3 protein-coding genes are annotated in these 17,347 nt (G+C 73.9%); all 3 read left to right on the forward strand.

From position 1 onward, the window contains the following. Positions 1 to 12 precede the first annotated feature (12 nt). The 3 genes from AS97_RS40335 to AS97_RS40345 are packed head-to-tail and all read left to right on the forward strand — an operon-like array spanning position 13 to position 17,317. On the forward strand, positions 13 to 10,176 hold the full coding sequence (locus tag AS97_RS40335) for a type I polyketide synthase (protein WP_210566622.1): 10,164 nt from the start codon (positions 13 to 15) through the stop codon (positions 10,174 to 10,176). Positions 10,177 to 10,216: 40 nt separating this feature from the next. Further along, positions 10,217 to 16,474, forward strand: a complete 6,258-nt coding sequence (locus AS97_RS40340; protein ID WP_210566623.1) for a type I polyketide synthase — start codon at positions 10,217 to 10,219, stop codon at positions 16,472 to 16,474. Between the two features lie 57 nt (positions 16,475 to 16,531). Further along, the gene (locus tag AS97_RS40345) at positions 16,532 to 17,317 is read left to right on the forward strand and encodes an alpha/beta fold hydrolase (RefSeq protein WP_210566624.1); all 786 of its coding nucleotides are present in this window, start codon (positions 16,532 to 16,534) and stop codon (positions 17,315 to 17,317) included. The last annotated feature ends 30 nt before the right edge of the window (positions 17,318 to 17,347 follow it).

Genomic DNA, 17,347 nt, shown 5'->3' on the forward strand with positions numbered 1-17,347 from the left:
GCGGAGCTGACAATGGCAAACCCAACCGACAAGATCGTTGGCGCGCTGCGGGAGTCTCTGAAGGAGACCGAACGGCTGCGCCGGGCCAATCAGCAACTCACCGCCGCGTCCCGCGAACCCATCGCCATCGTGGCGATGAGCTGCCGCTACCCGGGCGATGTGCGCGGCCCCGAGGACCTGTGGGAGCTGGTCACCGGCGAGCGCGACGCCATCTCCGGCTTCCCCGGCAACCGCGGCTGGGACCTGGAGAAACTGTACGACCCGGACCCCGACCGGCAGGGCACCGTCTACGCCACCGAGGGCGGATTCCTCCACGACGCCGACCAGTTCGACCCGGCGTTCTTCGGCATCTCGCCCCGCGAGGCCACCGTGATGGACCCGCAGCAGCGGCTGCTGCTGGAGACCTCCTGGGAGGCGTTCGAGCGCGCAGGCATCGATCCGGCGGGCCTGCGCGGCAGCAGAACCGGCATCTTCGTGGGCGCCGCCTACCAGGGCTACGTCCCCGACTGGCCCCATATGCCCGAAGGGCTGGAGGGCCACCTGGTCACGGGCATCTCCGCGAGCATCATGTCCGGCCGCATCGCCTACACCCTGGGCCTGGAGGGCCCGGCCGTCACCCTCGACACCGCCTGCTCCTCCTCACTGGTCGCCCTCCACCTGGCCTGCCAGTCGCTGCGCCAGGGCGACTGCTCCCTCGCCCTCGCGGGTGGCGCCGCCGTCATGGGCGCCCCGATGGGGCTCATCGGCTTCGCCCGGCAACGCGGACTGGCACAGGACGGCCGCTGCAAGGCGTTCGCCGAGGGCGCCGACGGCATGGGCCTCGGCGAGGGCGTCGGCATGCTGCTGCTGGAGCGACTTTCGGACGCCCGCCGCAACGGCCACGAGGTGCTGGCTCTGGTGCGCGGCTCCGCCGTCAACCAGGACGGTGCCAGCAACGGTCTCACCGCGCCCAACGGCCGCTCCCAGCAACGGGTGATCCGCCAGGCGCTCGCCAACGCCGCCCTGACGGCGGAGCAGATCGACGCGGTCGAGGCCCATGGCACCGGCACCCCGCTGGGCGACCCGATCGAGGCGGGCGCGCTGCTCGCCACGTACGGGAAGGACCGTGCGGCGGACCGTCCCGTACTGATCGGCTCGCTGAAGTCCAACATCGGCCATCCGCAGGCCGCCGGGGGTGTGGGCGGTGTCATCAAGATGGTGCAGGCCATGCGCCACGGCCTGCTGCCCAAGACGCTCCACGCCGAGCAGCGTTCCTCGCGGATCGACTGGCCGGCGGGGGCGGTGGAGCTGCTGACCGAGGCCAGGGAGTGGCCGCGCGGCGAGGAGCCCCGCCGGGCCGGTATCTCGGCCTTCGGGGCCAGTGGCACCAATGTCCACACCATCATCGAGGAGGCGCCTGAGGAGGAGCCCTCCGACAACGCGGCGGAGGGGACCGCCCCGGTGGGCGGGGGAGTGGTGCCGTGGGTGTTGTCGGCGAAGAGCGCGGCGGGCCTGCGGGCGCAGGCCGAGCGGCTGCTGACCCATGTGACCGCGCGCCCCGGCCTCTCCCCGGCCGACGTCGGCCACTCGCTCGCCACCACCCGCGGCCGCTTCGACCACCGTGCGCTGGTCCTGGGCGGCCACCGCGAGGAGCTGATCGACGCACTGGGCGCGCTGGCGTCGGGCGGCGAGTCCCCGCACGTGGTGCGCGGCGAGGGAGTGATGGCGACCGACGCCCGTCCGGTGTTCGTGTTTCCGGGGCAGGGGTCGCAGTGGGTGGGGATGGCGGTGGAGTTGCTGGATTCGTCGCCGGTGTTCGCGGGGCGGATCGCGGAGTGTGAGGCCGCGCTGGCGGAGTTCGTGGAGTGGTCGCTGGTCGAGGTGTTGCGGGGTGGGGGTCCGGGGTTGGGTCGGGTGGATGTGGTGCAGCCGGCGTTGTGGGCGGTGATGGTGTCGTTGGCGGAGGTGTGGCGGGCATGTGGTGTCACGCCTGCCGCGGTGGTGGGGCATTCGCAGGGTGAGATCGCGGCGGCGGTGGTGGCGGGTGCGCTGTCGCTGGAGGACGGCGCGCGGGTAGTCGCGTTGCGCTCGCAGGCCATCGGGCGCGGGCTGGCAGGCCGTGGCGGGATGATGTCCGTCGCCGAGAGTGCCGATCGGGTGCGTGAGCGGATCGCGGCTTGGGGTGGTCGTATCTCGGTGGCGGCCGTGAACGGCCCCGGCTCGATCGTGGTGTCCGGTGACCCTGAGGCCCTTCGCGAGCTCCAGGCGGAGTGTGAGGGCGAGGACGTTCGGGCGAAGATCATTCCGGTGGACTACGCGTCCCACTCGGCCCATGTGGAAGAGCTGCGCGACGAACTCCTCGACGTCCTGGCCCCGATCGCCCCGCGCCGCGCCGAGGTGCCGTTCTGCTCGACGGTCACCGGCGACACCCTCGACACCACCGGGCTCGACGCCGGGTACTGGTACACCAATCTGCGGGAGACGGTGGAGCTGGAGTCGGCGGTGCGGGCTCTGTCGGCGGCCGGGTTCGGGACGTTCCTCGAAATGAGCCCTCATCCGGTGCTGACGATGCCGTTGCAGGCGACCGTCGAGGACGCGGTGGTGGTGGGGTCGCTGCGGCGTGACGAGGGTGGTCCCGAGCGGTTCCTGGTCTCGCTGGGCGAGGCGTTCGTCCGTGGGGTGGCCGTCGACTGGGCCGTGCTGTTCGCCGGGGCGGGGGCGTCGGTCGTCGAACTGCCGACGTACGCCTTCCAGCGGCAGCGCTACTGGCTCGAGGGCTCCTCCGCTCCCGCCGCCGAAGGCGACGCGGTGGACGCCGAGTTCTGGGACGCCGTGGAGCGCGAGGACCTGGAAGCGCTGGCCACCGCGCTGGAGGTGGACACCGAGGAGGCGTCCCTGGCCATGATGGTCCCGGCGCTGGCCTCATGGCGCCGGGCGCGCCGCGAGCGGTCGGAACTCGACTCCTGGCGCTACCACATCACCTGGAAGCCCCTGGGCGACGCGCTCACCGCCCCGCACGACCGGTCGTCGGCCGGGGCCACCTGGCTGATCGCCGCGCCCACCGGAGCGCCGGAAGGCCCGCGCGTGGCGGAGGCGCTGCGGGAACGCGGCGCCGGGGTCCGGCTGGTGGAGCTGACCGAGGCGGACGCCGTACGCGAGGCGCTCGCCCGCAGGCTCGGCGAGGCGACGGCGGACGCGCCCCCGACCGCGGTGCTCTCGCTCCTCGCGCTCGCCGAGGAGCCGTACGCGGCGGGCACGGCGCAGCCGCTCGGCCTCGCCCTCAACCTCGCCCTGCTGCAGGCGCTCGGCGACACCGGCGCCGACGTCCCCATCTGGTACGCCACGCGCGGGGCGGTGTCCGTGGGCCGCGCGGACGTGCTGGACCATCCGTTGCAGGCGCTCACCTGGGGCCTGGGCCGGATCGCCGCCGCGGAGTACCCGCGGCGCCGGGGTGGTCTGGTCGATCTGCCCGGCACCCTCGACGACCGCGCCATCGCGCGGCTGTGCGGTGTGCTCGCGGGCCGGCTGACCGGCGAGGACCAGGTGGCGGTGCGTGCCTCCGGTGTCCACGGGCGCAGGCTGGTCAGGGCCTCTGCGGCGCTGACCGACGCCACCGCGCCGTGGCGGCCGCGCGGCACCGTGCTGGTGATCGGCGGCACCGGCGGCCTGGGCGCCCATGTGGCGCGCTGGCTGGCCCGGGGTGGAGCCGAACACCTGGTGCTCACCAGCCGCCGGGGCTCCGAGGCCCCCGGGGCGGACGAACTCGCCGATGAGCTGCGGGAGTCGGGGGTCCGGGTGACCGTGGCCGCGTGCGACGCCGCCGACCGCGACGCGCTGGCCGCACTTCTCGCCACGCTGGACGAGGACGAGGCCCCGCTCGACGCCGTCGTCCACACCGCGGGCGTCCTGGACGACGGGGTGCTCGACACCCTCACCCCCGAGCGCGCCGAGGGGGTGTTGCGCCCGAAGGTGGACGCGGCGCTCCATCTGCACGAACTCACCCGCGACCGCGAGCTGTCCGCCTTCGTGCTCTTCTCCTCCTTCGCGGGCACGCTCGGCGGCCCCGGCCAGGGCAGTTACGCGGCCGCCAACGCCTTCCTCGACGCGCTCGCCCACGCCCGCCGTGCCCAGGGGCTCCCCGCCACCTCCGTGGCCTGGGGCGCGTGGTCCGGCGGAGGGCTGGTCGACGAGGCGGTCGAGGCGCGGCTGCGGGCCACCGGTATGCCCGCGATGGCGCCCGACCCGGCGATCGGCGCCCTGCAGCGAGCCCTGGACGTGGGCGACACCCATGTGGCCGTGGCCGATATCGAGTGGGACCGGCTCATCGCCGCCACCCCCTCGCTGGACGGGGCCGCCGTGCTCGGCGAACTCCCCGACGCCCGGCGGACGGACACGGCGGACGCCACCACGGCCGACGCGGACACCCCGCTCGCCCAGCGGCTGGCCGGACTGTCGCCGCAGGAGGCCGAGGACGTGCTGGCCGACCTCGTCAGCACCGAAGTGGCCGCCGCGCTCGGCTATCCCGACACCACGGCGGTCGAGTCCGGGCGCGCCTTCCGCGAGCTGGGCTTCGACTCGCTCACCGCCGTCGATCTGCGCAACCGGCTGAACGCGGCCACCGGACTGCGGCTGCCGGTCACCCTCGTCTTCGACTACCCGACCGTCACCGCGCTGACCCGCTTCCTGCTGGTCGAGAGCGGTGCCGATGGCACCGATGCCACCGCCCCGGCGGGCCCGGTGCCCGCCACCGTCGCGGTCGACGACGACCCGATCGCCATCGTGGCCATGAGCTGCCGCCTGCCCGGCGGGGTGACCACCCCCGAGGAGCTGTGGCAGCTGCTGATGGACGGCCGTGACGCCGTCTCGGGCTTCCCCACCGACCGCGGCTGGGACATCGAGGGCCACTACGACCCCGACCCCGACAAGCCGGGCACCTTCTACGCCACCGGCGGCGGATTCCTGCACGAGGCCGACCACTTCGACCCGGAGTTCTTCGGGATCTCCCCGCGCGAGGCGCTCGCCATCGACCCGCAGCAGCGGCTGCTGCTCGAGACCAGCTGGGAGGCGTTCGAACGGGCCGGGATCGACCCGGCCTCGGTGAAAGGCACCCAGGCCGGAGTCTTCATCGGCGCCAGCTACAACGACTACGGCTCGCGCTTCGGCCGCGCGCCCGAGGAGTTCGAGGGCTATCTGGCCACCGGCAGCGCGAGCAGCGTGGCGTCCGGGCGCATCTCGTACACCTTCGGCCTCGAAGGCCCCGCGGTCACCGTCGACACCGCCTGCTCGTCCTCGCTGGTCGCCCTCCACCAGGCGGTCCAGGCGCTGCGCCAGGGGGAGTGCTCGCTGGCGCTGGCGGGCGGCGTCGTCGTGATGTCCACGCTGGACACCTTCATCGAGTTCAGCCGGCAGCGGGCCATGGCCCCCGACGGCCGCTGCAAGGCGTTCTCGGCGGACGCCGATGGCGCCGGGTGGGCCGAGGGCGTCGGCATGCTGCTGCTGGAGCGGCTCTCGGACGCGCGGGCGAACGGCCATGAGGTGCTGGCGCTGGTACGCGGCTCCGCCGTCAACCAGGACGGCGCCAGCAACGGACTCACCGCCCCCCACGGCCCCTCCCAGCAGCGGGTGATCCGCCAGGCGCTGGCCGGTGCGGGCCTGTCGGCCGCCGATGTGGACGCGGTCGAGGCCCATGGCACCGGCACCCGGCTCGGCGACCCGATCGAGGCACAGGCCTTGATGGCCACCTACGGCCAGGGCCGGGACGCGGACCGGCCGCTGTGGCTGGGCGCGCTGAAGTCCAACATCGGCCACACCCAGGCCGCTTCGGGTGTCGCCGGGATCATCAAGATGGTGCTGGCGCTGCGCCGCGGTGTGCTGCCGAAGACCCTCCACGCCGATGTGCTCTCGCCCGACGTGGACTGGTCGGCCGGTGCGGTGGAGCTGCTGACCGAGGCCCGGGAGTGGCCCGGGACGGGACGGCCGCGGCGCGCGGGCGTGTCCGCCTTCGGCGTCAGTGGCACGAATGTGCATGTGGTGTTGGAGCAGGGCCCCGAGCCCACCGCACCGGTGTCCGAGCGGTCGATCGACTGCGATGTGGTGCCCTGGGTGCTCTCCGGGCGCAGCGAGACGGCGCTGCGGGCGCAGGCCGGACGTCTGCGGGCCCAGCTGGAGGAGCGGCCGGAGCTGCGCCCGCTGGATGTCGGCTACGCCCTGGCGACGGGCCGCTCGGCCTTCGGCCACCGCGCCGTGGTCGTCGGCGCCGAGCGGCAGGAGCTGCTGCGGAGCCTGGCGGAGCTGGCCTCGGGGACGGCCCAGGAGACGGTGGCCGACACCGGCAAGACTGCCTTCCTGTTCACCGGACAGGGCGCCCAACGGCCGGGTATGGGAAGGGAGTTGTACGACGTCTTCCCGGTGTTCGCGGCGGCGTTCGACGCGGTGTGCGCGGAGCTGGACCCTCATCTGGACGGCTCGGTGCGGGAGGTGGTGTTCGGGGAGGACCCGGAGCCGCTGAACCGGACCGTGTTCACCCAGACCGGGCTGTTCGCCCTCGAAGTGGCGCTCTACCGGCTGGTCGAGTCCTGGGGCCTGCGCCCGGACTTCCTGGTCGGCCACTCGGTGGGCGAGCTGGCGGCGGCGCATGTGGCGGGCGTGTTCTCGCTGCGGGACGCCTGTGCGCTGGTGGCGGCCCGGGGCCGGCTGATGCAGGCGCTGCCCGAGGGCGGTGCGATGGTGTCGCTCCAGGCGGCCGAGGCCGAGGTGCTGCCGCATCTCGAAGGCCACGAGGGCCGGGTGAGCGTGGCGGCGGTCAACGGGCCGCGGGCGACCGTCATCTCCGGTGACGAGGAGACCGTCCTGCGGATCGCGGAGGCGACCGGGGCCAAGAGCAAGCGGCTCACGGTCTCCCACGCCTTCCACTCCCCGCTGATGGACGCCATGCTCGCCGAGTTCGGCACGGTGGCCGCCGGAATTGGCTACGCGGCGCCGCGGATCGCGGTGGTCTCCAACGTCACGGGTGAGGCGGCGGGCGAGGAGCTGTGCTCGCCGGAGTACTGGGTGCGCCACGTCCGCCGGGCGGTGCGTTTCGGGGACGGCATACGCTTCCTCGCCGAGCGGAAGGTGACCCGCTGCGTCGAGATCGGCCCCGCCGGTGTGCTCTCCGCCATGGGCCAGGAGTGCCTGGCCGAGGCCGGCACCGACACCGACCTCGCGTTCGTCCCGTTGCTGCGCAAGGACCGGAGTGAGGCCGAGTCGTTGCTGGCCGGGGTCGGCCGGGTGCATGCCCATGGTGGCGAGGTGGACTGGGAGAAGGTGTTCGCGGGCCGTGGCGCCCGCCGGGTGGAGCTGCCCACGTATGCCTTCCAGCGGCAGCGCTACTGGCTGGACGCGCCCGCCACGGTGGGCGATGTGGCCTCCGCGGGCCTCGGCGCCGCCGGGCATCCGCTGCTGGGCGCAGCCGTCGAACTCGCCGGCACCGACGGCCTGGTGCTCACCGGAAGGCTGTCCACCCGCGGCCAGCCCTGGCTGGCCGACCACGCGGTCCTGGACGCGGTCCTCTTCCCGGGCACCGCGTTCCTGGAGCTGGCGATCCAAGCCGGTGACCAGGTGGGCTGCGACCGGGTCGAGGAGCTGACCCTCCAGGCGCCGCTCATCCTCCCCGAGCGCGGAGCCGTCACCCTGCAACTGGTGGTGGACGCGCCCGACGAGGACGGCCACCGCACACTGAACGTCTACTCCCGCCCCGCGGACGCGCAGCGCGAGCTGCCGTGGACCCGGCACGCCACGGGTGTGCTGGCGGTCGGCGCCGCCGAGGGCTCCTACGACCTGGGCGGGGCGTGGCCGCCGCCGGGCGCCGAGCCGATCGAGGTCGAGGACCTGTACGAGCGGTTCGCGGCGGGCGGCTTCGGCTACGGCCCCTCGTTCCAGGGGCTGCGCGCGGCCTGGCTGCGCGGCGAGGAGGTGTTCGCCGAGGTACGGCTGCCCCAGGAGCAGCAGTCCGCCGCCACCGCCTACGGGCTGCACCCGGCCCTGCTGGACGCCGCGCTGCACACCATCGCGCTCGGCCCGACGTTCCAGGACGGCGAGGGCAGGCTGCCGTTCTCCTGGAGCGGGGTGTCGCTGCACGCCGCCGGGGCCGGTGAGGTACGGGTGCGGCTCACACCGGACGGCGCCGACACGGTGGCCCTGACCGTGGCGGACACCATCGGCCGGCCGGTGGCCACCGTCGAATCCCTCGTGCTGCGCAAGCGGCCCCAGCGGCTCGGCGACGCCACCACCGGCGGTGACGCGCTCTACCGGCTCGACTGGGTGGCCGCCGACACCTCCGCGGCGGCTCCCGAGCAACACCCCGCCGGGAGCTGGGGCCTGCTCGGCGACGACGACTTCAAGCTGGTCGGACTCGATGCGCACTCCTACCGCGACCTGGCGGCGCTGCCCGCCGACGCGGCCGCCATGCCCGCCACCGTGCTGGTGCCCTGCGCACCGGAGCCCCAGGGGGTGGCCGACGCCGTACGGACGGCGACCCACCGGGCGCTGGCGCTGGTCCGGGCCTGGCTGACCGAGGAGCGGTTCGCCGACTCCCGCCTGGTGTTCGTCACCCGGGGCGCGGTGGCCACCACGCCCGACGCGGATGTGCCCGATCTGGCCCACGCCGCCGTCTGGGGTCTGGTGCGCTCCGCGCAGTCGGAGAACCCCGACCGATTCGTCCTCGTCGACCTGGATGAGCACGAGGAGTCTGTGGGCGCCCTGCCGAGCGCGCTCGCCCTGGACGAGCCGCAACTGGCGGTGCGCCAGGGCGACATCACGGTGGCCAGGCTCGCCACCACCCCCGCCCCCGACACCGCCCCGCCCGCCTGGGACCCCGAGGGCACGGTGCTGGTCACCGGAGCCACCGGCACCATCGGCGGGGTCATCGCCCGCCATCTGGTGGCCGAGGGCGGTGTGCGGCATCTGCTGCTCGCCGGCCGCCGCGGCCCGGACGCCGAAGGCGCCGCCGAACTCCGTGCGGAGCTGACCGAGTTGGGCGCCGAGGTCACCCTCGCCGCCTGCGATGTGGCCGACCGGAAGGCGGTGGCGGCGCTGCTGGCCACCGTCCCCACCGCGCACCCCCTGACAGCCGTCGTGCACACGGCGGGCGTCCTGGACGACGGTGTGGTGTCCTCGCTCACCCCCGAGCGGATGGACCGCGTGCTGCGGCCCAAGGTCGACGCCGCGCTCACCCTGCACGAGCTCACCCGCGACCTGGACCTGTCCGCGTTCGTCCTCTTCTCCTCCATCGCCGGCACCTTCGGCGGGATGGGTCAGGGCAACTACTCGGCGGCCAACGCCTTCCTCGACGCCTTCGCCCAGCACTGCCGCGCCCAGGGCCGCCCCGTCCAGTCGCATGCGTGGGGGCTGTGGGCCCAGCGCAGCGACATGACCGGCAAGCTGGAGGGCGCCGATCTGAACCGGCTGGCGCGCGGTGGCATCGTCCCGTTCTCCTCGGAGGACGGCGCCGGGCTCTTCGACGCCGCACGCGCCGTGGACGCCGCCGTCGTGCTGCCGATGCGGCTCGACACCGCGGGGCTCGGGGCGCGCTCCGATGGCGTACCGGCGTTGCTGCGCGGGCTGGTGAAGGCCGCGCCCGCAAGGCCCGCCCGGCGGAGCGTGACGGGCGCGGGAGCCGGGGCCGCACCTGCCCGGCCCGAGGGCCTCAAGCAGCATCTCTCCAGCCTGCCGGAGTCCGAGCGCGGCCGGTTCCTGCTGGACCTGGTCCGCACGACCGTGGCCGGGGTGCTGGGCTTCGACTCGGTGGCGGCCGTCGAGGCGGAGTGGGGCCTGCTGGACCTCGGCTTCGACTCGCTCACCGCGGTCGAACTCCGCAACCAGCTCGGCAAGGCCACCGGCCGACGCCTGCCGGTCACCCTGCTCTTCGACTACCCCACCTCCACGGCGATCGCCGCCTACCTGGAAGCGGAGATCGCCCCGGAGACCTTCACCGCCGCGTCGATGGCCTTTCCGGAACTCGACGCCCTGGAAAGCAATCTGGCCCGGGTCGCCACCGACGAGGAGGCGCGCACCACGCTCGCCTCCCGTCTGCAGGACCTGCTGGTACGGCTCGGCCAGGGCCCCAAGGACGCGGAGGACGCGGTCGCCGGCCGCATCGACGCCGCCTCGGACGACGAGATGTTCGACTTCATCGAGAACGAACTCGGCCTGTCCTGAAGTACCCGGAGTTGGAAATCAAAGAGATGGACGGTACACGGTGAGCGAGGCAAAGCTCCGCGACTACCTCAAGCGAGTGACCACGGATCTGCACCGTACTCGCCAGCGCCTTCAGGAGGCCGAGGCCAAGGACCACGAGCCCATCGCCATCGTCGGGATGGCCTGCCGCTACCCCGGCGGTGTGGCATCGCCGGAGGACCTGTGGGAGCTGGTGGCGAACGGCCGTGACGCGGTCACCGAGTTCCCCGCCGACCGGGGCTGGGACCTGGAGGCCCTCTACGACCCGGACCCGGACAAGCCGGGGACCAGCTATGCGCGGGAGGGCGGCTTCGTCACCGACGCCGACCACTTCGACCCCGCGTTCTTCGGTATCTCCCCGCGCGAGGCGCTGGCCATGGACCCGCAGCAGCGGCTGCTGCTGGAGACCGGGTGGGAGGCCCTGGAGCGGGCCGGGATCGACCCGGCAACCCTGCGCGGCAGCCGCACCGGGGTCTTCGCGGGGGTGATGTACCAGGACTACGCGACCCGGCTGCGCCAGGTGCCCGACGATGTCGAGGGCTACGTCGGCAGCGGTGGCTCCGGCAGTATCGCCTCCGGCCGTATCGCCTACACCTTCGGCCTCGAAGGCCCCGCGGTCACCGTGGACACCGCCTGCTCGTCCTCGCTGGTGGCCCTGCACCTCGCCGCGCAGGCGCTGCGCCGCGGGGAGTGCGAACTCGCCCTCGTCGGCGGGTCGATGGTGATGTCCACACCGGTGGCCTTCGTGGACTTCAGCCGGCAGCGCGGGCTCGCCTCCGACGGCCGCTGCAAGGCGTTCGCCGCCTCCGCCGACGGCACCGGCTGGGGCGAGGGCGTGGGCATGCTGCTCGTGGAGCGGCTGTCCGACGCGCGGGAGAACGGCCATCGGGTGCTCGCGGTCGTCCGCGGCTCCGCCACCAACCAGGACGGCGCCAGCAGTGGGCTCACCGCCCCCAACGGCCCCTCCCAGCAGCGCGTCATCCGGCAGGCGCTGGCCGACGCCGGGCTGACCGCGGCCGACGTGGACGCGGTCGAGGCACACGGCACCGGCACCTCGCTCGGCGACCCCATCGAGGCGGGCGCCCTGCTCGCCACCTACGGCCAGGACCGCCCCGAGGACCGCCCGCTGTGGCTCGGCTCCTTGAAGTCCAACATCGGCCACACCCAGGCCGCCGCGGGCGTCGGCGGGATCATCAAGACGGTGCTGGCGCTGCGCCACGGGGTGCTGCCCAAGACGCTGCACGCCGAGGAGCCGACACCCAATGTCGACTGGGAGTCGGGCGCGGTACGGCTGCTGGCCGAGGCCAGACCGTGGCCCGAGCCGGACACCGAGCGGCCGCGCCGCGCCGCGGTGTCCGCCTTCGGATTCAGCGGCACCAACGCCCATGTGATCCTGGAGCAGGCCCCTGCCGAGGAGCCCGAGGACGAGGCCGGGACCGAGGCCCCCGCGGACACCGGACCCGCCGCCGGCGACCTGGTGCCGTGGCCGCTGTCCGGCCGGACCGAGGAGGCCCTGCGGGCCCAGGCCGCGCGACTGCGGGCGTACGTGGCGGGCGCGCCCGAGCCGTCCCCGGTGGACATCGGCTACTCGCTGGCGCTCACCCGCTCCGCCTTCACCCACCGCGCGGTGGTCGTGGGGTCGAACCGCGCCGAACTGCTCGGCGAACTCGACCAGCTGGCCTCCGGCGTCACGCCTGGCGCGGTGGCCGGTGCGGGCAAGACGGCGTTCCTGTTCACCGGGCAGGGCGCACAGCGGCTCGGCATGGGACGCGCCCTGCACACCGCCTTCCCGGTCTTCGCCGCCGCGTTCGACACCGTCTGCGCCGAACTCGACCGCCACCTGGACGGCCATGTCGAGCACGCGGTGCGTGACGTGGTCTTCGGCGAGGACACCGCGTTGCTCGATCGGACCCTCTACACCCAGACCGGCCTGTTCGCCGTCGAGGTGGCGCTGTACCGGCTGCTGGAGTCCTGGGGCGTGACCGCGGACTTCCTGGTCGGCCACTCGGTGGGCGAGCTGGCGGCGGCGCATGCGGCGGGCGTGTTCTCGCTGCCGGACGCCTGTGCGCTGGTCGCGGCCCGGGGCCGGCTGATGGACGCGCTGCCCGCCGGAGGCGCGATGGTCTCGCTGCAGACCGGCGAGGCCGAGGTGCTGCCCCATCTGGCGGGCCACGAGGACCAGGTGGCCCTGGGCGCCGTCAACGGCCCGGCCGCCACGGTGATCTCCGGTGACGAAAAGGCCGTCCTGCGGATCGCGGAAGCGGTGGGCGTCAAGAGCAAGCGGCTGCGGGTCGGCGTCGCCGCCCATTCGCCGCTGTTGGACCCCATGCTCGAAGAGTTCGCCAAGGTCGTCGGCGAGCTGTCCTACGCCACCCCCCGGATCGCGGTGGTGTCCAATGTGACCGGAGAGGCGGCGGCCGAGGAGCTGTGCACGCCCGACTACTGGGTGCGGCATGTGCGCCAGCCGGTGCGGTTCCAGGACGGCATGCGGTTCCTGGAGGACCAGGGCGTGACCCGATTCGTGGAGCTGGGCCCGGTAGGTGTGCTGTCCGTGATGGGCCAGGAGTGCCTGGCCGAGGCCGGCACCGACACCGACCTCGCGTTCGTCCCGCTGCTGCGCAAGGACCGGGGTGAGGCCGAGTCGTTGCTGGCCGGGGTCGGCCGGGTGCATGCCCATGGTGGCGAGGTGGACTGGGAGAAGGTGTTCGCGGGCCGTGGCGCCCGCCGGGTGGAGCTGCCCACGTATGCCTTCCAGCGGCAGCGCTACTGGCTGGACGCGCCCGCCACGATGGGCGATGTGGCCTCCGCGGGCCTCGGCGCCGCCGGGCATCCGCTGCTGGGCGCAGCCGTCGAACTCGCCGGCACCGACGGCCTGGTGCTCACCGGAAGGCTGTCCCTGGCCACCCAGCCCTGGCTGGCCGACCACGCCGTCTCCGGCACGGTCCTCTTTCCCGGCACCGCGTTCCTGGAACTCGCGATCCAGGCCGGTGACCAGGTCGGCTGCGACCAGGTCGAGGAGCTGACCCTCCAGGCGCCGCTCATCCTCCCCGCCCGTGGCGCACTCACCCTCCGGGTGACCGCCGGGGAACCCGACGAGAGCGGACGGCGCCCGCTGAACGTCCACTCCCGCCCCGAAGGCGCCGGGTTCGGCGAGCCGTGGACCCCGCACGCCACCGGCACGCTCACCACCGCCGCACCCGCCACCCCCGCGGAGCTGACCGCGTGGCCTCCGGCGGATGCCACCGAACTCGACGTCAGCGACATGTACGAGCGGTACGCGGCGGGCGGCTTCGGCTACGGCCCGGCCTTCCGGGGCCTGCGGGCCGCCTGGCTGCGCGGCGACGAGGTGTTCGCCGAGATACGGCTGGCCCAGGAGCAGCAGCCGTCCGCCGCCGCGTACGGGATCCACCCGGCCCTGCTCGACGCCTCCCTGCACGGCATCGCCCTCGGCACGCTCTTCGCCGGAGAGGACCTCGAGACGGCGCAGGGACGGCTGCCGTTCTCCTGGACCGGGGTGTCGCTGCACGCCGCCGGGGCCGATGAGGTGCGGGTGAGGATCTCCCCGGCCGGGGAGGACACCGTGGCGCTCGCGGTGGCCGACCCCACCGGCCGCCCGGTGGCCACCGTCGAGGGCCTGCTGCTGCGGAAGATGACCGGCGACCAGCTCAGCGGCGCCCGCGCCGCGAGCAACGAGGCGCTGTTCCAGCTCGACTGGCCCGCTCTCGCCGGCCCCGCCCCGGCCACCCCGCTTACCCGGGCCGCGCTGGTCGGCGACGACGGACTGGAGGTGACCGAGAGCCTCTTCGCGGCCGGGGTCCACCTGGAGTCGTATGTGGACCTGGAGTCGCTGGGCGCGGCCGTCGACGCCGGAACGGCCGCCCCCGCGGCGGTCCTGGTGTGCCACAAGGCCGGGCCCGGCGCACCGGCCGACGCGGCACGGGCCTCTCTGGGCAGCGCCCTGGAGCTGGCCCGGAACTGGTCGGCCGATGAGCGGTTCGCCGACTCCCGGCTGGTCTTCGTCACCCGCGGCGCCGTGGCCACCGCGCCCGGCGCGGACGTCACCGATCTGCCCGGCGCCGCCGTCTGGGGTCTGGTGCGCTCGGCGCAGTCGGAGAACCCCGACCGGTTCACCCTCGTCGACCTCGACGAGCACGAGGAGTCCGTACGGGCCCTCCCGGCGGTTCTCCCCTCCGGTGAGCCGCAACTCGCCCTGCGCGCCGGCCAGGCGCACACCCCGCGGCTCGCCCGCGCCCAGGGGGAGACCGGCGCCACGCGGGCGCTGGACCCCGAGGGCACCGTTCTGATCACCGGCGCCACCGGGACGCTCGGCGGGCTGCTCGCCCGCCATCTGGTGACCCGGCATGGCGTCCGCCATCTGCTGCTGACCAGCCGCCGGGGACCGGCCGCCGAAGGGGCCGGGCGGCTGCGGGACGAGCTGACCGCGCTCGGCGCCACCGTGACCGTGGCGGCGTGCGACACCGCCGACCGGGACGCCGTGGCCGCCCTGGTGGCCCAGGTGCCCCGCGACCACCCGCTGACCGGGGTGTTCCACACCGCCGGGGTACTGGACGACGGGGTGATCTCCTCGCTCACCCCCGAGCGGATGGACACGGTGCTGCGGCCCAAGGCCGACGCCGTACTCCACCTCCACGAGGCCACCCGGGAGCTGGACCTGGCCGCGTTCGTGCTCTTCTCCTCGGCCGCCGGTGTGCTCGGCGGCGCCGGGCAGGGCAACTACGCGGCCGCCAACGGCTTCCTCGACGCCTTCGCGCAGGCCCGCAGGGCGCAGGGGCTGCCCGCCCACTCCCTCGCCTGGGGGCTGTGGGCGCAGACCAGCACGATGACCGGAACGGCGGACACGGCCGGGGCCGCCCGCTCGGGCGTGGCCGCGCTCACCTCCGAACAGGGCATGGAACTGCTCGACACCGCCCTCGCCCTGGACACCCCGCTGCTCATCCCGATGCGGCTCGACCTCGCCGCGCTGCGCGCGAACGCCGGATCCGGCTCGGTGCCGCTGCTGCTGCGCGGACTGGTGCGGGCACCGGCGCGCCGGGCGGGCGCGACCACGCGCGCCGGCTCATCGGGCGGCGATTCCGCGCTGCGGGAACGGCTCGCCGGGCTGTCCGAGGCCGAACAGGACGCCGTACTGGTGGAGTTGGTGCGGGCGCAGGTGGCCACCGTGCTCGGCCACCCGGACCCGTCCGCCATCGGCGCCACCCACGAGTTCGTGGACTCCGGCTTCGACTCGCTCACCGCGGTCGAGCTGCGCAACCGGCTGAACGCGGCCACCGGGCTGAGGCTCCCCGCCACGCTCGTCTTCGACCACGAGACGCCCACCGATCTGGCCGCCCGGCTCCGCTCGGACCTGGCCGCGGCCCGGCAGTCGGGCCCCTCCGTGGAGACGCCCACGGGCCCGGCGGCCGCCGCCGCGGGTGAGTCCACCACGCTGAGCGCGCTCTACACCCAGGCGTTCGAGACCGGGAAGTGGAAAGAGATCTTTGACCTGCTGCACGCCACCGCGGCGCTGCGGCCCCGGTTCAGCGCCACCTCCGAGCTGGAGAAGCTGCCGACGCCGGTCAGGCTCAGCAAGGGCCCGGCCGAGCAGCACATGTTCTGCTTCTCCTCGTGCCTCGCGGTCGCGGGCATCCACCAGTACGCGCGGTTCGCGGCCTCACAGCGGGGCCGGCGCGATGTGTCGGCACTCGCGCTGCCGGGCTTCGGCCGCGGTGAGCCCCTTCCGGAGACGGCGGACGCGGTGGTCGCCGCCCAGGCCGAGGCGGTGGCGAAGGCCGCGGACGGGGCGCCGATCGTGCTCCTCGGCTCCTCGGCGGGCGGCTGGTTCGCCCATGCGGCGGCCGGACATCTGGAGCGGATGGGCATCCGGCCGACCGCGGTGGTGCTGGTGGACACCTACGTGCCCAAGAGCAGCATCCTCAACCAGTTCGGACTCTCGCTCATGGACGGGATGACCGAGCGCGAGGGCGTGTTCGTCACCATGGACGACGACCGGCTGTCGGCCATGGGCTGGTATCTCAACCTCTTCGGCGGCTGGGATCCCGAGCCGATCGCGACCCCCACCCTGCTCGTGCGCGCGATGGAGCCGCTGTCCACCGGTTCGCTGAAGCTGGAGGAGCTGCCCGACTGGCGGTCCTTCTGGGAGCTGCCGCACGACATCGTCGATGTGCGCGGCAACCACTTCACCATGATGGAGGACCACTCCCTCCCCACCGCCCAGGCCATCGAGGACTGGCTGGAGTCCCTGCCGCGCGACGGCGCCTGACCACACCCCGCCCCCGCTGTCGAGGCGCCCTCCCGCACCGCGAAAGGAACGACGACCATGGCGTTGCCCGTCACCGATGAGAGCCTGTGGTTCCGCAGGTTCCATCCGCGTCCGGAGGCCGAGGTCAGCCTGGTCTGCCTGCCGCACGCGGGAGGAGCCGCCAGCTTCTACTTCCCCATCTCCGAGCTGCTGCCGCCGACCGTGGAGGCGCTGGCCGTCCAGTACCCGGGACGGCAGGACCGCCGCCATGACACGCCCATCGAGAACATCCATGAGATGGCCCGCGAGATCTTCGAGGCGCTGACGCCACTGACGGCACACCGGCCGATCGCGCTGTTCGGCCACAGCATGGGCGCGAGCGTCGGGTTCGAGCTGGCCCGGCTGCTCGAAGGGGAACTGGGGAGCGTGCCCGTGGCGCTCTTCGCCTCGGGCCGGCCCGCGCCCTCCCACCACCGGAGCCTGGACATCCACCGGCGCGACGACGCCGGACTCATCGCCGAGCTCCAGCTGGTCAGCGGGACCGACTCGCGCATCCTCGGCGACGCCGAACTGCTGCGGCTGGCCCTGCCGGCCATCCGCAGCGACTACAAGGCGGCCGAGACCTATGAGTACCGGCCCGGCGCCAGGCTGCGCTGCGACATCGTGGGGCTCGCCGGTGACAGCGACATCCGCGTCAGGGCCCCGGAGATGGCGGGCTGGCGGGAGCACACCGCGGGCTCCTTCCGGCTGGAGGTCTTCTCCGGCGGCCACTTCTACCTGGGTGAACAGAAGGCAGCGGTGGCCGGAGTCATCACGGACACCCTGCGGGCGGCCACCGTCCGCCCCCGACGAACCATCGACTGAGAGAGAAACCGACGATGCGTATCCTTTTCG

It is taken from the genome of Streptomyces sp. AgN23 (genome assembly GCF_001598115.1).
Lineage (GTDB): Bacteria > Actinomycetota > Actinomycetes > Streptomycetales > Streptomycetaceae > Streptomyces > Streptomyces antimycoticus.